The sequence below is a fragment of the Heyndrickxia sp. FW510-T9 genome (genome assembly GCF_058781025.1).
In genome coordinates, this window is record NZ_JBYSWK010000018.1 from 57,351 (window position 1) to 78,414 (window position 21,064).

The window sequence follows — 21,064 nt, forward strand, 5'->3', positions numbered from 1 at the left end:
AAATTAAATATTATTAATTATTTTATCATATAATTCTAAACATAAACACATACTGACTCACCGGATAAATAGAAAAAGGTTTGGATATAATCCAAACCTTTTATTATCGTGATTGGATAAATTCTTGAACCCATGCACCGTGATAAAATCCTACACCTATACAATTATATTCTGGTTTTAATATATTTTCCCTATGACCAGTTGAATTCATCCAACTATTCATTACTTCCTGTGGTGACTTTTGTCCTTCAGCTATATTTTCTCCTGCAGCAAGATAGGTAATTCCAAATGTTCTCATCATATCAAACGGGGAACCATAATTAGGACTATTATGTGAAAAGTAATTGGAATTGATCATATCCATCGCCTTTTTCTCAGCCATATTATGTAGGTCTGCTCTATGCGATAAAGATTTTAGTCCTCTTTTTGCTCTTTCATTATTCACTAACTGTACTACCTGATTTTCAAATCCGGATGTACTTGGTGCCGTTTCTCTTAACCTTATCACTTCTCCAATTTGCATATTCCTTGGTTGAACAGTAGGATTTAAAGACATTAATTTTTTGTAATCCAATCCATATCGTTTGGCGATGAACCAAAACGTATCACCTTTTGAAACTTTATAATAATCAAATGGTGGTTCTTTAAACATTTTTATTTGCGCAAAACTATTGCTAGGAAAAATCAACAGAATTACAAATGAAAATACAAATAATTTTTTTAACATATATTACCCCCAATTTCAGTATCATTACATTCATTATTGTTTCACTCTCTAAAAGATTTATCCCAGAACTGTAATAGAATTTTAAAAAATAAAAAAAGAGGATATCCTTTATAAAAGGATCATCCTCAATTTTTTAATTATTTATTGTTGTCTGTAACATCGTTATCTATTCGTTGATCGGTTGAATAGTTATAGTCATCACGATTAACAGGTGTAAAACCGTTCGGTGTGTAAAAGCGTAACAAATCATCGTAAACGACTTTATCTGACAAACTTAGCATTGTCTTAGATTCTTTATCATTAGCCTGACATAATTTGCTATCTACTTCAGTCCCATCTGGATTACTGTAACACTTCCCGCTTACTTGAGTATATTCGTTGGATACAAAATCGCCATTTCTGAACGGAACAAGCTGATGATGCTCTCCAGACAATAAATCCGAACCGAATGATATATAGTCCTTTGTATCAATTCCTAGCAAGTGAAAAACAGTTGATCGCACATCTATTTCACCACCGTATGTGTGATCAATATGGCCATTCACACCAGGAACATGAATAAATAAAGGTACTCTTTGCAGCTGTGCGTAATCATACGGTGTAATTTCTTTCCCCATTACATTCGCCATTGCTTTATTATGATTTTCCGATATTCCATAATGGTCACCGTATAAAACAATTATTGAATGGTCATATAACCCAGATGATTTGAGGTCATCGAAAAATTGCTCTAGTGCTTGATCTAAATAATGAGCTGTTTGAAAATAATTATCTACATATTTGTCTCCAAAATCTCCTTTTGGAAAATCAGGTTCTTCTCTAAGTACAAAAGGAAAATGATTAGAAAGTGTAATAAACTTTGTATAGAATGGCTGAGGAAGACTTGTTAAGTAAGGCATTGATTCATTAAAAAATGGTTTATCCTCCATGCCATAATTAATCGTGTTTTCTTCACTCATATCATAATATTTTGCATCAAAAAACTTTTGAAATCCAAGAGATTTATACATTTCATCGCGATTCCAGAATGTTTTATAATTTCCGTGAAATACTGCTGTTGAATATCCTAATTGGTCTAATATAGCTGGAGCTGCTTGAAATGTATTTTGTGATTTTGTTGTGAAAACAGCCCCCTTCGGCAATGGGAACAATGCATTTTCCATCATAAACTCTGCATCTGAAGTTTTTCCTTGACCCGTTTGATGGAAGAAATTATCAAAATAAAATGTATTAGGATCATGTGTTAATTTATTTAAAAATGGTGTAACTTCTTGACCATTCACTTTATAATCAATAACAAAATTCTGCAATGATTCCAATGATACATAAATCACATTCATTCCTTTTGCTACACCAAAATATTTTGGATTTGGATCAGTATATTTCGCTTTAACATAATTTTGAACATCTACTATATCACTGCTATCAGCAAACGCCCTTTGTGCAGATGCCTTTGTAGTTTGAATCGCATCGTAAATTGTGTAATTATATGCACCAAGATATTTAACGATATAGCTTCGATCGAAAGTACGCGTTAAAAGCTCAGGTCGATCTGCTTCTGCGAGACCTAAGTTCACAATAAAGAATGCAAGTGCGGCTGCTAAAAAACCATACACAGTTCTACGATTAATTTTCTCATATGAAACCTTCACAACCTTAAACAATATCAAACAAATGACAATAAAAGTATCAATAAAATATAGAATGTCATGCGGTTTCATTAATGCGGTAGCACTACCGCCAAGTTCGCCAAAGTTTTTTGTTTGGGTTAATACAGGGATAGTGATGAAATCATTGAAAAAACGATAATAACATACATTTGCATATAACAGTATAGAAAGTAACAGGTTAATGGTAATTAAACATATATTTTGAAGACGACCTTTAAAAAACAAAGAAATCGAAAAAAAGAATAAAGCGGAACTAATTGGATTAATAAATAATAAAAATTGCTGCATTGTATTTTGTAAATCTAAATTAAATTCTTTCTTATAAACGAGATAAGTTTTAATCCAAAAAAGGACTGTGGTAATAAAAAGAAGAGAAAACTTCTTATTTAATAAACTATGAATTTTCATTTTTAAATGTGGCATTTCTATAAACCTCCTAATCGCCTTTACGAGGATTTCAAGGTTGTAAACAAAAATATATTATTTTACTTCAACCATTTTAATACTTTATAAAAAAAAATCAAGTACCTTTATGAAAATTAGTAATTCTATACCACTTTTGTTTTACCCCAATTAGTGTTTATTTAAACATGCAAGTGCTGCTATTTATGCCAACTTAAGAAAAAAAGCTGCCAAAAGAGGCAGCTTTTTTGAAAAATTAAAGTTTTACAACGTTATCAGCTTGTGGTCCACGTTGTCCTTCAACGATATTGAATTCTACACGTTGACCTTCTTCTAAAGTTTTGAAGCCTTCGCCAGTGATTGCACTGAAATGTACGAATACGTCGTTGCCGCCTTCTACTTCAATGAATCCAAATCCTTTTTCGCCGTTAAACCATTTTACTGTACCTTGTGTCATGAATAGACAACCTCCAAAAATTTTTTAATATGTTACTCATATTTACGCAGTAAATAAAAATTCACATATTATAAAGAGTATCCACACAAAAAAGTAGTTACTCTTTATAACATGTGAATCCATAACTCCATAATTCTGATCGAACAAAAAACCTAAAATTATATTTAAACGAGGTATCTCATTTATTTTCAGTAAAACTATATAGATGTTTTCAAAACAACGAAAGCCCTACCTCTCTTTCGTCCTTGCGACTCCGCAGATCGCGCCAGCTGAATTGTATATTATCTAAATGCGGAAAAGGAAAATATAGCTAATAGTTGTAAAAATTTAATTTCCTATTAATAATATAATAATTATCGATAAAATGCAAGGTTTAAAAAGAATATCCACGGTTTTTTACGAAAAAATGAAATATACGGTTTGTTTATTCCTACAAAGAAATGGCATCTTTCAAAGAAAAGATGCCATTTTTATTAATAGATAAAATATTTTTCTTTTATTAGTTTATGCACAGGGCTTTAAACAATTATTTTTACCAAAATCCACCGTAGCCAGCTCCACCGTATCCGCCGCCGCCCATATAGGCTGCTCCTACAATGACAAGCAGAATAAACACTACGACGATAAATGCAAAGCCTCCACCATAACCTCCGACTGCTCCATCCATTGAATTACCTCCTTTTTATATGTCACTTATACTGTATTCAAAAGGAGGTTGTTTGTCGTGTAAATTAACTAAAATGGGCTATATTGTACTAATGCCTATTAGAGGGAGGAGGTAAAAGCTATTTCATAGTTTTCTATTGCTTGTTTTTTCCTTCTATGTACTGAAAGGCAATCATGCAAATTAAAATCCAGAATGCCCCTGCCAGATAGCCACCTATAACATCACTTGGATAATGGACACCAAGATATATACGGCTTACACCAATAATTAATACAAGCAAAATACCAATTATAACACCTATAATCTTTGCCCAAGTTCTGTTATAAACTTTAAATAAAATAAATGCTAAGCTTCCGTACAAAATCATTGAACCCATGGAATGTCCACTTGGAAAGCTGTAACCACTCTGTTCGATAATTGGTTGAATATCTGGTCGTGCTCGTTTAAAAATCAGCTTTAAGATTTGATTAAATCCCCCTGCCCCAAGTGCAACGGTTATGGCTAAATAAATGCCTAATAATCGATGACGAGTGATATACAAACAAATACAAACAATAAAGGTAATAAGTGCAACTCCTTTAACTGACCCGAAAAAAGTTATCCATAACGCAATGGATGTTAAGCGATATGAAACATATCCTTGCACTGAATCAATAATGCTACGATCGAAATGGCGAATTTGAGAACCGTCAAAATTAAAGGCAATTTCTAAAAATGCCCATGAAAAAATTACTAATAAAACAAAGAGAAAAAGACCTAACCCCATTTTTTTCTTACTCATTATTTCACCTCTATTTCCCATCGTATCATAATAAATTAAAAAGACAATTCCTATATGAACTGTCTTTCTAATTAAAGATAAATTGTCTAATTACTGAGCTTTTTTTGCTTTTGTAGTCCTTCTTTTGGGCTTTGGTTTTTCTTCCGATTTCGTTTTTGTTTTGTCTATAGATGCTTGGAGTGCTGCCATCAAATCGGTAACATTTGCGGTTTGTTTTTTCTCTTTAGGAGTAACAAGTTCTTTTCCAGTTCTTTTTGACTCAATTAATTCCATTAACTTCGTTCGATATTCATCTGTGTACTTTTCTGGTTCAAATGTAGTTGTTAACTGATCAATAAGAAGTATAGCAGTGTCAATTTCTTTTTTAGAAACCTGATCCTCTGCTGGTACATTCGGGACATCTGCTGCATTTCTCACTTCATCTGGAAAATGGATCGTTTCCATCAATAAGGTATTTTCCAATACCCTAATAACTGCCAATTGCTCTTTAGATCTCATAACGATTTTTGCAATACCTGCTTTCTTAGATTCAATGAGAGCCTTACGAAGTAAACCGTAAGCCTTAAATCCTCCCTCATTCGGAGACATATAATAACTACGATCGTAATAAATCGGATCTATCTCTTCCATTTTGATAAAATCAATAATTTCCACTGCTTTTTCTTCAGACGTGCGCTTTAGTTCGTTTAACTCCTCTTCCTCCAAAATTACAAATTTCCCTTTCGCAATTTCGTATCCTTTTACGATGTCTTCCATCGATAATTCCTCTTCACAAACCGGACACATTTTTTCATATTTAATTGGAGTGTGACATTTTTTATGAAGCGACCTTAATTTAATATCTTTATCTTCTGTTGCGGCGTGTAATTTTATTGGTATATTAACGAGCCCAAAACTTATGCTTCCTTTCCAAATTGTATGCATATTCTCCCTCCCTTATATTTTCTTATAGTTAATGTCCGTCCACTGCTATTTTTCATTCGTTAAAAGTTTTGGGAAAAATCCTTTTAAACGGGAAATACTACTTTCAAAGGGGGATACAAGATTTGAAACCAATGCTGCCAACATTAAAATCCATACCTCCGGAAAAGGGAAATTGGGTTTACGAAATAAAATATGATGGTTTTCGCGCTATTTTAGAATGGGAAGAGGAAAACATTCATTTATGGAGCCGAAATGAACTTGATCTATTACCGCAATTTCCTGAAATTAAGGAGTATCTTCTTTCTCAAAAGGAAACCATTTCAGAATTTCTCCCGTTAACATTAGATGGTGAATTAGTTATCCTGGAAAATCCAAACAAAGCCAACTTTGGACAATTACAAATACGTGGTCGAATGCGCTCTAAAGAAAGAATCCAAGTAAAAGCAACATTAAGACCATCCCGATACTTGTCATTCGATATTTTGAAAATTAATGGAAAGGATATGAAGAACAAACCTTTTGTAGAGAGAAAAGAGACGCTTCTATCCTTTTTCTCCAAAATGAAATGGCCATTATATCCAACAAATGGTGAAAGAGATTTATTACAATTAATACCTATTCATAAAAATATGGATACAATATGGGAAAAAGTATATACATTCGATAGTGAAGGAATTGTTGCAAAATTAAAGGAGAGCAAATGGGAATTAGGTAAGAGAACAGAGACATGGGTGAAAATCAAAAATTGGAAAAGAGTTTCTTGTTTTATTACTGCTTTTGACATTAATAATGGTTACTATCACATTGGTGTATTCAAGAATGACAATATTTTCCCTCTTGGTTTATTTTTATTTAGCATCTCGCCAGATCAAAAACAGGCGCTTAATAGAGTTATTAAGGAAAATGCTTACGAAAATATAAATGGCATACTAAAAATTCACCCTTCCATCTGTATTGATGTACATTATTTGGAATGGTATGAGGAACAGTTAAGAGAACCTCATTTTCACAATTTTCGCTTCGACCTTTCTCCAGAAGACTGTACATACGAACAATTTCTACTTGATAAGATTGCAATTCCAAAGGAAATCCAAATAACACACCAAGAAAAACCGCTTTGGGAGAAGAGAATTTCAAAATTAGACTTTGTCCATTATATGCGGAAAATTTCGCCTTTTATAATGCCTTTTCTTCAAAATCGCTCATTAACTGTCATAAGATTTCCACATGGAATTTTTGGAGAACCATTTTATCAAAAAAATTGCCCTGATTATGCACCATCCTTTATCGAAACTATTCGACAAGATGGGATTGATTATATTGTTTGTAATGATTTGAAAACATTAATGTGGCTTGCAAATCAATTAGCAATTGAATATCATATTCCATTTCATGTAAATAATAGCCATTTTGTCAGTGAAATCGTTTTTGATTTGGATCCACCTTCTAGAAACGATTTTCATTTAGCAGTTAAAGCGAGTCTAATGATGAAAGAAATATTTGATCAGCTTGAATTAATAAGTTTTATTAAAACTTCAGGCAATAAAGGTCTGCAAATCTATATTCCACTGCAAGAAGAGACTTACTCTTGGGAAGATACGCGATTTTTCACAGAATTTATTGCGCAATATCTAATAACGAAAGAACCGAATTTGTTTACAATCGAACGCTTGAAAAAAAACCGAAAAAATAGATTATATATTGACTTTGTCCAACATGCAGAAGGAAAAACAATCATTTCCCCCTATTCTATGAGGGGAAATAAGGAGGCATTAATAGCAACTCCACTTTTTTGGGAGGAAGTAAAAGAAGAATTAAATCCAGAACTTTTTACAATGAACAGTGTTTTGAAACGTTTGGAGGAACAAGTTTGTCCATTCTCCAACTATTTTACAGCGAAGTACAAGCAACCATTTGAGCCTGTATTAAAATTTTTAAAGAAAAACAATTGAAAAACCGGCAGAAAATTCTGCCGGAGCAACGCTTAAAATAACGCTGTATCTATTACTTCTTTTGCGTGAAGCTCTAATTGCTCATAATCATTTTGCTCAAATAGGTTAGTTTTTTGAACTATAGAGAAATTTTCAGGATTTTTAACATCTACATCTATTTCTGCATCAAATAAATAAGTTGCATTTCCGATTAAATCAATTTTATATTCCTTATTTTCATAATGAACAACACAACGAACCATCCCGCCGTTTGTATAAACTTCGATTTCTTTCTCAATATCATTCAATTGTAACAAACAGGAAATTAACGACGATGCAGACATCGCAGTACCACACGCATTTGTGAAACCAACACCGCGTTCGAACGTTCTGACATAAATTCTGCCTTTTTGAATGAATTTTACGAAGCTAACATTAACACCATCAGGAAATAAATCATTTGGTCGATTTGCATATTCCGCAATGTTTTTTTGTATATTTGTTCGCATAGTTTCCGTATCAACAAAGCTAATAAGATGTGGATTTGGTACAGCAACTGCCGAAAACAACAAATCATCCGATAGTTCCGGTACCTTGTCATTGAATAAAGTTTCTCGTTGTAATATCATTGGCAACTGGTTTAAGTGAAAAAGAACAGGAGAAATTTCCACTTGGTATGTTGGTATTTGATTATAAATCGAATCTGCCTTATTAACGGCTAAATTTGCTTTTAATGTTTCGACTACGATTTCAACCTTTTGCAAAAGCTCACATAGATAACGTCCAGCACACCGTAAGCCATTTCCACACATGGAGGCTTCTGATCCATCGGCATTAAATATCCGCATTTTTGCGTCACAGTTTTCACTTTTCATCACAAACAGGATTCCATCCGCTCCTAAATTAGACTTTCGGTCACATAGTGCAATCGCTAAACTTTCTCTGTCTTCATCGGTAAAAGAATAATTATATGATAATTCATCAATTAATATAAAGTCGTTATTCGAACCATGACATTTTTTCAGTTGAATCTTCACTTTTGAAACCTCCAATATTTTCCCTTTAAAAACCTTTTAAAATAATTTTCACTTTAAATTTAAAATGCCATAAACTCGTATATTTAGCAATTATATTAATATGCAAAAGAAATATTTTTCATACAGAAAAGAGTAATCCTAAAGATTGGATTACTCTTTCGATTTTTACAGACTTTGAAAAATAAAATTCAACAAAAACAAACAAGATATTACATAAAGCGGCAATGACACTTCTTTCGCTTTCCCAATCGATACCTTTAACAATGGATATAAAATAAATCCAATGGCAATCCCATCTGCAATACTATACGTAAACGGTATCATGACGATGATCAAGATTGCGGGAAATGCCTCGGTAATGTCTTTTAAGTCCATTGTTCGAATATTTATTGTCATTAATCCACCAATTAAAATAAGAACAGGAGCGATTGCATTATCCGGTACCCATTTTAAATACGGAATAAAAAAAATGGAGCAAAGGAATAAGATCGCCGCGGTTACAGATGTAAGTCCTGTCCTACCACCTGCTGCAATAGCCGCAGTAGATTCCACAGCTGCAACAGTAGGGCTTGAACCAAAGATTCCCGATAACATTGCAGAAATTCCATTCATCCGGAACACACGTGTAAACTTATTCGGACTTCCCGCAAGATTTGTATGACTATGAGCAAGACCAATGTTTTCAAACACAATTACCATCGTTAAAGAAAAAACTGCTACCCAAAAAGGAAGTGACAATATATTATGAAACGATAGACCTGCGAATACATTTCCATAATCTTTTACGGAAAATGCCACATTATGATCATGTGGAATCAGTCCTAAAAGTGCACCTAATACAGTCCCAAACATAATACTAATAAGGAAATATCCTTTTGTATTCCGCAAAAATAAAAAGATTGTGATGATAAAGGTTAAGATAGTCGCCAAGACTTTTATGTCACTTAAATCACCTAATGCAATCAAGGACGATCCACCTCTTACTACTATCCCGCCTTTTTCTAATCCAATTAGCATTAAAAATAAACCTAGCCCAACTGAAATGGCATCTTTTAACGTTTGGGGAATCGCTGAATTCAATAGCTTTGCCAATTTCGTAAACGCAATAATGACAAATATTACTCCTGAAACAAAAACAATACCAAGTGCTTCCTGCCACGAAAAACCTTTAGCCTGAACTAATGTAAATGTAAATAATGCATTAATTCCCATACCTGGCACAAGGATAATGGGTGCGTTTGCGAAAAACCCCATTAATAAACAGCCAGCAACAGAAGTAAGGATAGTGGCAATGACAGCACCTTGAAAAGGAATACCAGCTTCAGATAATATCATCGAATTGATCGCAATGATATATACGACAGTAATGTAACCAATGATACCCGCCATTATTTCCTTACGAATGGTGGTGTTATGTTCAGAAATTTGAAATAAACGGAAACTTCTCATTTCATCTTACCTTATTTAGTTGTCCCTCTCCCATCCCGCTTTCCATGTATAAAACATGTAAGCCACAAACAATAATTATAATGGACGATTCAAATATTGACAATATTATGCGGTTAATTTCTTGCATTGTTCTGCACATTGAAAACAAGCTTTCGCACATTTTTGACAATGTTCATGATCATGTTTTTTACATTCATTTCCACATGCTTCACAAATGCTAGCACAAATACGGCAAATGTCTTTGACAAAATCACTGCTTCTTTGCATCGCAGCAATCGTTATATTACAAAAATCGGCGCACTCTCTGTCCAATTCAATACATTTTGTCATTTTTTCTGGATGTTCTTCATTTAAACACGCATGGAAACAAACATTACATGCTTCAAAGCATGTAAAACACGCTTCCAAACAAGCTTTATAATTTGCATTCAATATAGGAACCCTCCACATTTCATTTGCTATGAAATTATTATGAAACGATCCTTTTTATTTCATACTAAAATTTAATTGTAATGATTTGCAAATAAAAAAATAACAAGTCCATAAATTATATACCGTTCATGATCATTCAATTCTTCTTGAAATGTAAGAATCGGTGTGTTCGGCGAAAAAAGCTTTTGCCATTTTATTGGCATCCACCCTTTTTGGATGGTGGCAATTCTTTTATCGTTCTTTGTTACTTCGATCTTTTCAGTAGTTATTTGAATAATAATCTGATCATTACAAACCTTAAATTGTAGAAGTTTTCTTTTTCTATTTATTAATTTTACTTTTATTTGCTGATGGTTACTTGTAATAATTTCGATACGGCCGTGATAATGAGATACATTCATAGATGTTAATATTGATCCATCTCTTTTTTTAAATAAATAGGTTTGTAGATTATTTTTATTCCTATTAAATGGTAAAAACCATTTCCACGGTTTCATATTTTTATCACTTAATTGAAAATCACATATTCCATCACTATTTAAAAATTTAACGAATAAGCTTGGTGCGGGAAAAAACATCATCATTTGCTCATTTGACTGAACAAAGTTTTTCCTTCTGTCTGATGATACAGAGGTAACGCTACCTTCTCTATTAATGTAATAGACATATTTTGCAAAGAAATAAATTAATAGAATAGCTATAGCGAAAAAAATGAGCTTATAAACAAAGAGAAACTGTGCTGCTGAAAAAATAAAAAAACAAACAACAAGAAAAAATCCTACTAGAATAACCTGATTTAAATAGATTCTGGACATTACGGTATAGTATTCTTTGATATTCATGTCAATTCACCCTATTTGTAGATTCATTCTAGTATATGCTCCTATCTTTGTTTCATGATATAGGAAATAGAAAAATCCTCTGATCAGAGGATTTTTCTACTTAAGGAAGCGAATGACTAATGGTATTTGATATCGTTCTCCATCGTATGCTTTTATGGCTGCCATAATGGTGAAAACCAAAAAAAGAATTCCAATAATGCTAAGCAATATACCACCAATTAAAACGATTACGAGAATACCGCTAATTACACTATAAATAATATACGAAATTAGGAAGTTGAAATATTCCTTACCATGGTAATCTACAAACGATGATTCGTCTTTTTTAAGCAGCCAAATAATTAATGGTGCGATAATAACGAAAAATAAGCTTGTCACATATATCAATGTTGCAAATAACCTTTCTTCTTTTGATGGCATTGTAGTCACCCCCAGAAAAATATTCTTTATACATATACGGAAATATTGAAAAAAAGATACATTTTTTTGTCTTTTCTTTTTTGGACATCCTCTAAAATATTTTGCATATTATTTAATATGTTGTCCATTATGGAAATGATAATTGAAGGAGAAATGGTATGCTGGCAAATATTCAAGCATTTATTTTAGGAATCATTCAAGGCCTCACAGAGTTTTTACCAATTTCAAGTACCGGACACTTATTTATTGGTCGACACCTTTTTGGTCTTGATGAGGCTGGATTATTTCTTGATACAATGCTGCATGTTGGGACATTACTTGCTGTAATCGTCGTTTATAAGGATGAGCTTCTTTTTATCTTAAAACATCCTTTTAGCAAGTTAACTAGTATCATGATTGTCGGTACAATACCTGCAGTCATTATCGGGTTTCTATTTAAAGACTTTTTCGATTCTATTTCAAAGTCAGGTAGTACAATTGGGTGGGAATTTTTAGCAACAGGGTTAATACTTTGGTGGGCAGAAGGAACTAAAAAGCAAGGACATAAAAAACTAGGGGATATTCGCTATACCGATGCACTTGTAATTGGCACGTTTCAGGCCGCAGCCATTTTCCCTGCATTATCTCGATCCGGCTTAACAATTGCCGCTGGACTATTTCGAAAATTGGACAGAGAAACTGCAACTTATTTTTCTTTCCTTTTATCCACCCCTGCAATTTTAGGTGGAATCGTCTTACAGGGGAAAGATATATTCACAGGTCAAGTTGAAAGCGTTTCGTTAACAAGCCTTTTATTCGGTACTATTGCCTCTGCCATTTTTGGATACTTCGCAATCGTCGGTATGATTAATTATCTTAAAAAGAAATCGTTAAAAATTTTCGCCTATTACGTTTGGTTCTTAGGAATATTTATTATTACTCTGCAAACAATAGGAGTTTTTTAATGGAGCTGGTTCATTATGAGTCATGAATGGATTATAAATACGATGGAACAATTAGGAAATCTCGGATTCATTGGAATTGCACTCGGCCTGATGATCGAAATAATTCCCAGTGAGATCGTGTTAGCTTATGGCGGATATTTAATTGCAAATGGTGAACTTTCTTTTTTAAGTGCGCTAATTGCTGGAATAATCGGTGGTACGTTGGCGCAAGCTTTTTTATACTGGCTGGGATATTATGGAGGCAGACCATTTTTCGAGAAATATGGTAAATTCTTATTCATAAATAAAAGACATTTAGATGCCTCTGAAAATTGGTTTCAAAAATATGGTACGATTGTGATTTTTATGGCTCGATTTATTCCAATTGTTCGGCATGCTATTTCCATTCCAGCTGGAATAGCAAAAATGAAATTTTCACAATTTATTCTTTATACTGCTACAGCAATGCTTCCTTGGACAATACTTTTTTTACTTCTTGGCATACAGCTCAATAATCATTGGGAATTAATAAGCGATATTGCCGGAAAATATATAAAACCGCTAATTGTTTTTGCTATTATGACACTGTCTGTCTACTTCTATTTTCACCATCGAAGATACAGTAAATAATTTGTCGAAGGTAGTAAAAATTGGTCATAAAAAATTAATATTTATCCTATTTTCATTTTTCATTTTTTATTGTAATATACAAAAAGGAAGAGAAATTTTATACAACTTTTTGATGTTTTACATCAATTAGGGAAGGCAAATGGTGCGCCACCAGCTTATACTGAGTCTGGTTCTAGTGGGTTCGATTCCCACCCCGAAATTTTTTACGCAATTTTAAAAAATTTCGAGGGTGGAGTTCCCCATTTTTAGGTGAACTGCCCTCTTTGGAGGGATATCGATGCTCAAGAAACGTGAGTTAAATGGTCAAGAAAACTCTAGTTTGTTTGAACTAATGGTGCACCAAGATGTCTTCCCTTTCGTTCGCCAAAAAGCATATTCACATGATGAATATCTCTTTTTAACTAAACAAACGATTGAGGCGGAAGAACGTGGTGAATTAATTTCCAGAACTATTTTAGATGAATGGGGAAGCCCAATTGGGACCATTAATTTATTTGAAATAGAAAATAATGCTGGATTTTTAGGAACATGGATAGGAAAACCATACCATGGTAAAGGTTATAATCTGCTTGCTAAAGAAGCGTTTTTTCAAGAAGTATTTTATGAATTGGGAATTGAAACGATTTTTATGCGGATTCGCAAATTAAATATCCGATCTATCAAAGCAGCCGAAAAACTTCCGTATGTCGTCAAAGCTAATGAAACAAGGAAATGTAACTTTGATCAATTAAATTCCAATGAATATATATATGATTTATACGAAATTTCTAAAGACCAATATTCCTTTTATATGATGCGGTCTTCTGCAGAACAAGAGGAAAATCAAGTATTGGAAGCATAAAAACTCGCCTAAAATAGGCGAGTTTTTATTTGTTTTTTATATCATTATATAAATTTCTTATGACCCAGGTTTTATACTGTTCCAACTTTTTACGATCAACAGGATGGTATCGAATTCCTAACTGTTTTAATTCTTGTAAATACCATCCTTTTGAATATTTGTAAGCCATCCCAATCTCCCCCTCATCAACTTGTCCAATACAATATATGATGAGAACAGATTAAATATTACTTTGAAATGATGTAGATTACAGTTCTTGTATAATTTTAATATAGTGCTTCATTAATTCTAATTTACTTGAATCAGGAATAGTAGAATCAACGATCCGTTTCATCGCATAAAAAAATTTTTCTTCTTTTGATTTTCTTAATCGTGGATGTGTGTTCTTGTCTAAAAGCTCTGAAACAATGGCATCGTCTAATATTTGCTCGGCAATTTTACTTTCATCCATTAATACTCGGTTGTTCCACAGACTCTGATACAATTCTAATAACTCTTCCTTTGACAATTGAAGTCCTCCTACAGAAAAAATAAAATACATAAAATCCTAACAGCCTGGAAAATCTACGAATATATAACACAAAGAGGAGGCACAATGATGCACGGTCCATATTGTTGTCCCAATTGTAAAACAAATCGATCTAGGTTTAATATTATACAACAAATACCTCAAGCAGTGAAAATGGATCCCAGATCAGGAGATATTGTAGAAGAATATGAAAATAATGCAGTCGATCCATTTCATATTCCCTATAAAGGTCCTGATTTTCGAATTCAATGTGCAGCATGCGGTCTAATTGAAGATGAAAAGACATTCTTAAAATTTGGTGAAAACACTTAATACTTCGCTATAGTTTCACCTCAATGCTTGGTTTATAAATGAGCAAAATATTGCAAAGGGCTCCTAGTATTTAGGAGCCCTCTTTTACATTATTTTTTGTTTAAAACCTCTACTGCTTTTTTAATCTGCGGATCTTTTTTAATTATTTTGTCTCTCAATTTGTTCATGAGCTCCAGCGTCGTTTCCCCTTCAAGCGTACCTGTTACTTTTATATGTTCTGCCTTTTGGAATGCTTGCACAGCTTTTTCCGTTTTTGTATCGAAAAGTCCGTCTACTTTTCCTGGATTATATCCCAAAGCTTTTAACATTTCCTCAGCAGTCTTTACATTGCTTGAGACATCTGAAAGTTTCAGTTTTTTACTAGGGTCAATAATTGGCAAGCTAGCATATTTCGGCAAATCCACCTTATAGTCAGGTTCAATTCCTTTTTCATGAATCCAATCACCATCAGGAGTTAACCATTTCGCTACAGTAAATTTAATGTTGGACCCATCTTTGAAGTCAGTAGCAGTTTGTACTGTACCTTTACCAAATGATTTTTGACCTACAAGCGGGATATTTGCTGATTCATTTAGTGCTGCTGCTGTAATTTCAGAAGCACTAGCACTTCCTTCATCAATAAGCACAACAACCGGAATCTTTATTTTTTCCCCTTTTTCAGCAACCATCTGTTCGCGTTTACCATTTCGATCTTCCGTTTGAACAATTTTTTTACCTTCTGGAACAAATAGGTTTGAAATTTTCATGGCTTGATCTAGTAATCCACCTGGATTTTGACGTAAATCCAAAATCAGTGATTTCATTCCTTTTTTATCCATCTCATCTAGTGCTTTAACTAATTCATTATACGTATTTTCTGAAAAACTTGTAATTTGTATTTTAGCAACGCCATTTTTCATCATTTCCGGATAAACAGTATTTATTGGAATTGTATCGCGAATTATCGTCATTTCCGCTGTTTCTTTTGTACCTGAAGGTTGAATCGAAAGCTTCACGCTTGTCCCTTTTTTTCCACGAATAAGCAGAACCGCTTTATTAGCAGACATACCACGGATACTTTTACCATCGACCGCTAGAATTTTATCATTCGGTTTCAAACCAGCTTTTTCAGCTGGAGAACCTTTTATTGGAGAAACAACTACAATAAATCCTTCTTTTTCTTGAATTTCTGCGCCAATTCCTTCGAAAGAGGATGAAATACTTTCATTAAATTGCTTTGCCTCATCCTGTGACATATAATCGGAATATGGATCACCTAAAGCCTCCACCATCCCATTAATAGCACCGTTTATTAATTTTTGCTTGTCTACATTTTTGTAATAGTTACTTTCTAACTTGTCATAAACGGCATACAGTTTATTAAATTCTGGTCGATTATTAGCCACAACATTCACTGCTTTTTTATCTCCAAATGCTAAAACAAAAGTTGTCACACCCGCAGTAGCAAATACAAGTAAAAAAATAAGCATTACAAATGTAAACTTCTTCATGCGGATATAACTATTTGTGTGTTCTGTCGATGAGTCTACATCTCTTTTTTCCTCTTCCAAGACATTCACCACTTTCATTCCCATTACATGCTGTGTATTAATTAGTATTTTAAAAATATTAACTTCTATATCTTATCAGTTTTTATCGAATTACGAAAGAAAAGGTTTCAGTAGTAATAAAAAAATCGAATTTTGTAATACTTTGCAAGTACAAGTTTTTATAACAAATTACTAGTGCACCATCAACTATATGTAGCGAATCGTTAATATAGAAGTGAAGATACCTACTACTGTAGTAGCAAAAAGAGAATATAGAAAGATGTGGATGCCAAATAATTTCATCCCCATTAATAATATCATTGCATCTAAGACAAAAATAATGATCCCAACGTTCAGTTTCGAAAAAACACCCACCATTTGCGCAAACAAATCTAAACCATCGGTGGCAACACCGGCTTGAAGGATGAGACCTGCACCTATTCCAATAAATGTTCCGCCTATAAGAGCACTTAGAAACATCGGTAAGTGAATTCTTTCGGATAAAAAGGTAAACAAGTCCAAAAAAAAGGAACTGAATACTAGTCCAAAAATACTGTTATAGAAATAGCGACGATAATAGAAAAAGGCAAATATATATAATGGAATGCTAAAAATAATCATGCTAACTGCAGTTGGTATGGAAAAAAAATAATAAATGATCAATGCTATTCCTATTAATCCTCCATCTAATAACTGATGGGGGATTAAAAAACCATTCACACCAATAGACAATAAAATGCTCCCTAAAATAATTTGTCCAATCCTCTGAATTGTTCTCTCCCCCACTACTTTTATCTTTCTAAAAATAGTTTATGAGTGTAATTTATTTTCATGCAAATTTTCCATATTTCACAACCAAACTAAAAGTTTGGTTGTGAAATATGGAGCTTTAACTGTAAAACATATTGGGCAACTTGTGCCTATTTATTTCGATAAAAAAAAGGTGAGTTTCCTCACCTTTATGCTTGTTTTACATGTTGAAAATATTCTTCTAATGTCCAATGGTTTTTGAATATTATTTCTGCTACTTTTTTCCCCACATATCTAAAATGCCATGGTTCATATTCATATTTCGTCACATTTACCTTATCTTTTGGGTACCTTAGAATAAAGCCGAACTCATGTGCATGGTCACGCAACCAGATCCCTTCTTTCTCTTCCCCAAAATTCTCAGTTAGAAGGTAATTTTCTCCTTTACTAGTAATATCTATAGCAAGACCCGTTTGATGCTCACTTTCTCCTGGAATGGCAACTGCTTGAATTGCTTTATCTTTACCAACATTAGCTACTTCTGCATTAAATAGTGACTTTTGCCTTGTATAAGAACGATAACCTGATGCTGCATACAGGATAATATTATCCTTTTTTGCCTCAGAAAACATTTGCTCGAGGGCATTTGCTGCTTCTTTTCTCATATAACTTTTTTCTATGTCTTGATTACCAAATGAAAATGCTACTTTTGGTCGAACAAGATCGTCCGGCTCATAAGAACCGAGAGAATATTCCTTATTGACCAAGGATAGTATATTTGCAGGATTTTGAATTATTTTTATTCCATTTTCAACTTTTATTTTGTTAAAGTATTCTGCACCTAGTACTAGAGCAGAGCCCACATTCTTCGAATTGGCTCGTCCTGTTTCTCCACTAGCTGAATGGGTGGTTTGGTTTGATAGTTTCTCTTGGCTCTTATGTATAGTAGTCTCAGAAGCATTTTCTTGTCCCCAACTGCACCCACTTAACAATAAAGCCATGGTTGTTAGCATATAAATACGTTTCATCATTTCACCTTTCCTATTCATTCCCATTAAAAATTGTCCATATGTAAAAGTGTATCAAAGAAATGAGATAAATGAGTAGGTAAATATATGAATTTTTGATTAACCTTTAGATGGAATATAATAACAAAAAGCCTCTTTAAGAGACTTTTTGCATTGCTTTTTATTTAATTGCAGCTTCTAATGCTACTTCAATCATATCATTAAATGTCGATTGTCTTTCATCTGCAGATGTTTCTTCACCAGTTATAATATGATCACTAACTGTTAAAATAGATAGGGCTTTTCTATTATATTTGGCTGCAAGCGTATATAGTGCAGCTGTTTCCATTTCTATCGCTAGGATCCCATAATTTGCCCATTTTTCGTGATCTGCATTATCATTATAGAACATATCTGCTGTAAAAACATTCCCAACTTTTAGATTTAGCCCTTTTTCGTTTCCACTATCATATGCTTTTTTCAATAATTCAAAATCAGCTGTTGGTGCATAATCAATGCCTCCGAATGTAAGACGATTCATTTGTGAATCGGTCGATGCCGTCATCGCAATTATGACATCTCTAACCTTTACATCCTTTTGGATAGCACCACAAGTACCTACCCGAATTAAATTCTGCACATTATAACTCTGCATTAATTCATTAATGTAAATTGAAATAGACGGAACCCCCATTCCTGTCCCCTGTACAGATATAGGTTTCCCTTTATATGTTCCCGTAAATCCGAACATATTTCGAATTTCATTGTAACAAGTTACATTTTCCAAAAACGTTTCTGCTATATATTTGGCACGAAGAGGGTCCCCAGGTAATAGTACTGTTTCTGCTATTTCATTTTCTTTTGCTCCAATATGTATGCTCATTTAATAATCTCCTTTCCATTCAGTATGTACATTTTATAGCTTTAATGAGCTCAATGCAATAATCATATTGTGACATAATATAAAGCTTTCTAGGAAAAGATATAGTTGAAAATTACGAGGAGGGATATCAAATGGGTAAAAAACATCGAAATCGAATTAATAGTCAAAAGAAAAATAATCATATTCCAGAAGATCAAATAATAGCTGAACAAGAAGCACATGAGAGGGAATTTAGTGCAAACAAACGTAAGAAATAATAAGTTATGTAATGCTCAACTTCCGATTAATTTTATTGGAAGTTGGGTGCGATGAAATTTTCATCTTAATAGAATTTTATTAACGGAAATATAATTGAAAAATATAAAGCCACCTCAAATAGAGATGGCTGATGTATAGCGCTATTTTTGTTGTATTAATCCCATTCCTCGTCGATAATACATTTAGCAATTAAGTAGTCGAATGTGATATCGGCGATTTCTTCCAGTTCTTCTTCTTTTGGTGCATATCCCCTTTTAACAAGTTCATGAAAAAAGAACTCCGCAATTTCTTCCGTGTCAATAAACACTTCAATTTCCCGCATACAAAATCGCCTCCTTCTGATTAAAATGTATGTTCTTTAAATACGTTTATGCAAAATTTAATTTGGTTATGATTAAACGATGTACTAATAATACTTATATATTTCATCATGTGTGTTTTTTTAACTTGTTCTTATTTAAAAAGTCTATCAACTGTTTTTTGATGGACTCCATAATTTCCATATAATATGAATCCCTAAACATTAAATACATTGTTTTATAGTCATTATACATATCTAATAACGCATCGATTTTATTTATAAATTGGTCTTTTGGCGAAGGGAGAACCAAAGGTTTTTTCGTTTTTTTTATTGGGTAAATAAAGCCGTATTTTTTTAAATAACTTTCCGCTATATCAGATTCTGCCACTAAAATTAATTCGTTTTCATCTGCTTCAAGCCATTCTCCATCTGTAACTCTTGTTAACTCATAAATAATATCTTCCCATGCATCCTCTTTATAACGCCATATTTCTGTTCTAAAGCCTACTACCTTAAATAGCTCATCATAGTAACCCTTGACTTGAACCAAATCACCGAAAAAGAATTTATATTCAATATCAACCTGTTCTTTCTCCTTTAACTCGCCTTTAAAATCTGCCAGTAATACTAGCCCATTATCTTTAAATAATCCGCCACCATCATTAACTTCATAATAATATTGACCATCAATTTTTTTTATATCCGATACTTTTCCAACCGTGCCATATTTTATTATAACAACAGTATCCCCAATCATAAAATGTGGTTTATCCTTATTGTCCATTTCCTCCCGTCTCCTTGAAATGTGTAAAATAATTGATAATTAATTATATGCATGGAAGGAATAAAACGATTGTTGGATTAAGCCTTTTTAAATTGAGGAATAAGAAATGGAATAGAAAAAACATTACCTAAATAGTAATGTTCACTAGTACTTTTGCGTTTCTAATACATACAGCTCCCAAACTTGATCAAATATGGACATCGAAGTTAAATATGGACCGTTCATCTCAAGATATGTGCTTAATTCATCATAATTCTTTGAATGTTTTGGAAAACCATGATCTTTATATGCATAATTAGCAAATTTAGATATTTCATCTTTCGGTTTAGCATCACGATACTTCATCAAGTAATGATAAAAGGAATGATTCATTACGAGGAACACCCTTCTAAATTAAATATTTGAATTTACTATACAGGAAGAATTTATTTCCGTAAAGAAATTGAAATTCAAATATATTATGAAGAGTAATTAGAATATTTATGTAAAAATTTGTATTTATTATGAGACTTCCGTGCCTATTAAACAACTTTTCGACAAATATCCGAAAGAAAAAGTAGATTATTCAGATACAAATT

26 protein-coding genes are annotated in these 21,064 nt (G+C 32.9%); 6 read left to right on the top strand and 20 right to left on the bottom strand.

Features of this window, described 5'->3' with window-relative positions; translation table 11 throughout:
* Window positions 1-103 precede the first annotated feature (103 nt).
* From AC3WJF_RS11355 to ku, 6 genes are all read right to left on the bottom strand, one after another.
* Window positions 104-727, bottom strand: coding sequence for a CAP domain-containing protein (locus AC3WJF_RS11355; protein WP_492452200.1), 624 nt, complete (start codon window positions 725-727; stop codon window positions 104-106).
* Between the two features lie 137 nt (window positions 728-864).
* Window positions 865-2,820, bottom strand: a complete 1,956-nt coding sequence (ltaS, locus tag AC3WJF_RS11360; RefSeq protein WP_492452202.1) for a lipoteichoic acid synthase — start codon at window positions 2,818-2,820, stop codon at window positions 865-867.
* 235 nt (window positions 2,821-3,055) lie between these two features.
* Window positions 3,056-3,256 carry a cold-shock protein gene (locus AC3WJF_RS11365; RefSeq protein ID WP_492452204.1) on the bottom strand — a complete coding sequence of 67 codons (201 nt, stop codon included), beginning with the start codon at window positions 3,254-3,256 and terminating at the stop codon, window positions 3,056-3,058.
* Window positions 3,257-3,788: 532 nt separating this feature from the next.
* The gene (locus tag AC3WJF_RS11370) at window positions 3,789-3,923 is read right to left on the bottom strand and encodes a YjcZ family sporulation protein (RefSeq protein WP_492452206.1); all 135 of its coding nucleotides are present in this window, start codon (window positions 3,921-3,923) and stop codon (window positions 3,789-3,791) included.
* A 133-nt stretch (window positions 3,924-4,056) separates the two neighbouring features.
* On the bottom strand, window positions 4,057-4,704 hold the full coding sequence (locus AC3WJF_RS11375) for a phosphatase PAP2 family protein (RefSeq protein ID WP_492452208.1): 648 nt from the start codon (window positions 4,702-4,704) through the stop codon (window positions 4,057-4,059).
* Window positions 4,705-4,794: 90 nt separating this feature from the next.
* Window positions 4,795-5,628, bottom strand: coding sequence for a non-homologous end joining protein Ku (ku, locus tag AC3WJF_RS11380; RefSeq protein ID WP_492452210.1), 834 nt, complete (start codon window positions 5,626-5,628; stop codon window positions 4,795-4,797).
* A 122-nt stretch (window positions 5,629-5,750) separates the two neighbouring features.
* On the opposite strand from ku, the gene AC3WJF_RS11385 reads away from it, so the two are divergent.
* The gene (locus tag AC3WJF_RS11385; protein ID WP_492452212.1) at window positions 5,751-7,580 is read left to right on the top strand and encodes a DNA ligase D; all 1,830 of its coding nucleotides are present in this window, start codon (window positions 5,751-5,753) and stop codon (window positions 7,578-7,580) included.
* A 32-nt stretch (window positions 7,581-7,612) separates the two neighbouring features.
* Here AC3WJF_RS11385 and dapF read toward each other — a convergent pair whose 3' ends face one another.
* The 5 genes from dapF to AC3WJF_RS11410 all read right to left on the bottom strand — a co-directional run bounded on the left by dapF (window position 7,613) and on the right by AC3WJF_RS11410 (window position 11,739).
* Window positions 7,613-8,596 carry a diaminopimelate epimerase gene (dapF, locus tag AC3WJF_RS11390; protein WP_492452214.1) on the bottom strand — a complete coding sequence of 328 codons (984 nt, stop codon included), beginning with the start codon at window positions 8,594-8,596 and terminating at the stop codon, window positions 7,613-7,615.
* Window positions 8,597-8,761: 165 nt separating this feature from the next.
* Entirely contained in the window at window positions 8,762-10,045 is a 1,284-nt protein-coding gene (locus AC3WJF_RS11395) for an NCS2 family permease (protein ID WP_492452215.1), read from the bottom strand.
* 105 nt (window positions 10,046-10,150) lie between these two features.
* A complete protein-coding gene (locus tag AC3WJF_RS11400; RefSeq protein WP_492452236.1) occupies window positions 10,151-10,480 on the bottom strand; it encodes a four-helix bundle copper-binding protein in 330 nt (109 codons plus the stop codon).
* Between the two features lie 68 nt (window positions 10,481-10,548).
* Window positions 10,549-11,319, bottom strand: a complete 771-nt coding sequence (locus tag AC3WJF_RS11405; protein ID WP_492452216.1) for a hypothetical protein — start codon at window positions 11,317-11,319, stop codon at window positions 10,549-10,551.
* Between the two features lie 96 nt (window positions 11,320-11,415).
* Window positions 11,416-11,739, bottom strand: a complete 324-nt coding sequence (locus AC3WJF_RS11410; RefSeq protein ID WP_492452217.1) for a DUF4870 domain-containing protein — start codon at window positions 11,737-11,739, stop codon at window positions 11,416-11,418.
* 158 nt (window positions 11,740-11,897) lie between these two features.
* Here AC3WJF_RS11410 and AC3WJF_RS11415 point away from each other — a divergent pair, with 158 nt between their 5' ends.
* The 3 genes from AC3WJF_RS11415 (at window position 11,898) to AC3WJF_RS11425 (ending at window position 14,133) form a co-directional block, all read left to right on the top strand.
* The gene (locus tag AC3WJF_RS11415) at window positions 11,898-12,683 is read left to right on the top strand and encodes an undecaprenyl-diphosphate phosphatase (RefSeq protein WP_492452218.1); all 786 of its coding nucleotides are present in this window, start codon (window positions 11,898-11,900) and stop codon (window positions 12,681-12,683) included.
* A gap of 15 nt (window positions 12,684-12,698) precedes the next feature.
* Complete coding sequence (gene uptA / locus AC3WJF_RS11420) at window positions 12,699-13,292, top strand: undecaprenyl phosphate transporter UptA (RefSeq protein WP_492452219.1); 594 nt, start codon at window positions 12,699-12,701, stop codon at window positions 13,290-13,292.
* Window positions 13,293-13,569: 277 nt separating this feature from the next.
* Window positions 13,570-14,133, top strand: coding sequence for a GNAT family N-acetyltransferase (locus AC3WJF_RS11425; RefSeq protein WP_492452220.1), 564 nt, complete (start codon window positions 13,570-13,572; stop codon window positions 14,131-14,133).
* 25 nt (window positions 14,134-14,158) lie between these two features.
* Here the strand turns inward: AC3WJF_RS11425 and AC3WJF_RS11430 are convergent, their stop codons facing one another.
* Window positions 14,159-14,302, bottom strand: a complete 144-nt coding sequence (locus tag AC3WJF_RS11430) for a DUF2639 domain-containing protein (RefSeq protein WP_492452221.1) — start codon at window positions 14,300-14,302, stop codon at window positions 14,159-14,161.
* Between the two features lie 78 nt (window positions 14,303-14,380).
* Window positions 14,381-14,641, bottom strand: a complete 261-nt coding sequence (gene yoyC, locus AC3WJF_RS11435; protein ID WP_492452222.1) for a protein YoyC — start codon at window positions 14,639-14,641, stop codon at window positions 14,381-14,383.
* Between the two features lie 90 nt (window positions 14,642-14,731).
* Here yoyC and AC3WJF_RS11440 point away from each other — a divergent pair, with 90 nt between their 5' ends.
* Window positions 14,732-14,974 (top strand): DNA alkylation repair protein, encoded by a 243-nt coding sequence (locus AC3WJF_RS11440; protein ID WP_492452238.1) that lies wholly within the window; start codon window positions 14,732-14,734, stop codon window positions 14,972-14,974.
* A gap of 89 nt (window positions 14,975-15,063) precedes the next feature.
* On the opposite strand, the gene AC3WJF_RS11445 is transcribed toward AC3WJF_RS11440, so the two are convergent.
* The 4 genes from AC3WJF_RS11445 to deoD all read right to left on the bottom strand — a co-directional run bounded on the left by AC3WJF_RS11445 (window position 15,064) and on the right by deoD (window position 19,143).
* Window positions 15,064-16,524, bottom strand: coding sequence for a lmo1851 family serine protease (locus AC3WJF_RS11445; RefSeq protein WP_492452223.1), 1,461 nt, complete (start codon window positions 16,522-16,524; stop codon window positions 15,064-15,066).
* Window positions 16,525-16,710: 186 nt separating this feature from the next.
* Window positions 16,711-17,289 (bottom strand): YitT family protein, encoded by a 579-nt coding sequence (locus tag AC3WJF_RS11450; protein ID WP_492452224.1) that lies wholly within the window; start codon window positions 17,287-17,289, stop codon window positions 16,711-16,713.
* 173 nt (window positions 17,290-17,462) lie between these two features.
* Window positions 17,463-18,281, bottom strand: coding sequence for a M15 family metallopeptidase (locus AC3WJF_RS11455; RefSeq protein WP_492452240.1), 819 nt, complete (start codon window positions 18,279-18,281; stop codon window positions 17,463-17,465).
* Window positions 18,282-18,441: 160 nt separating this feature from the next.
* Window positions 18,442-19,143, bottom strand: a complete 702-nt coding sequence (gene deoD / locus AC3WJF_RS11460; RefSeq protein ID WP_492452225.1) for a purine-nucleoside phosphorylase — start codon at window positions 19,141-19,143, stop codon at window positions 18,442-18,444.
* Window positions 19,144-19,274: 131 nt separating this feature from the next.
* On the opposite strand from deoD, the gene AC3WJF_RS11465 reads away from it, so the two are divergent.
* Complete coding sequence (locus tag AC3WJF_RS11465) at window positions 19,275-19,400, top strand: hypothetical protein (protein WP_492452226.1); 126 nt, start codon at window positions 19,275-19,277, stop codon at window positions 19,398-19,400.
* Between the two features lie 155 nt (window positions 19,401-19,555).
* On the opposite strand, the gene AC3WJF_RS11470 is transcribed toward AC3WJF_RS11465, so the two are convergent.
* The 3 genes from AC3WJF_RS11470 to AC3WJF_RS11480 all read right to left on the bottom strand — a co-directional run bounded on the left by AC3WJF_RS11470 (window position 19,556) and on the right by AC3WJF_RS11480 (window position 20,858).
* Window positions 19,556-19,723 carry a YozD family protein gene (locus tag AC3WJF_RS11470; RefSeq protein ID WP_492452227.1) on the bottom strand — a complete coding sequence of 56 codons (168 nt, stop codon included), beginning with the start codon at window positions 19,721-19,723 and terminating at the stop codon, window positions 19,556-19,558.
* A 106-nt stretch (window positions 19,724-19,829) separates the two neighbouring features.
* Window positions 19,830-20,486, bottom strand: a complete 657-nt coding sequence (gene yodN / locus AC3WJF_RS11475; protein WP_492452228.1) for a germination protein YodN — start codon at window positions 20,484-20,486, stop codon at window positions 19,830-19,832.
* Window positions 20,487-20,630: 144 nt separating this feature from the next.
* The gene (locus AC3WJF_RS11480; protein ID WP_492452229.1) at window positions 20,631-20,858 is read right to left on the bottom strand and encodes a YozE family protein; all 228 of its coding nucleotides are present in this window, start codon (window positions 20,856-20,858) and stop codon (window positions 20,631-20,633) included.
* Window positions 20,859-21,064: the final 206 nt, after the last annotated feature.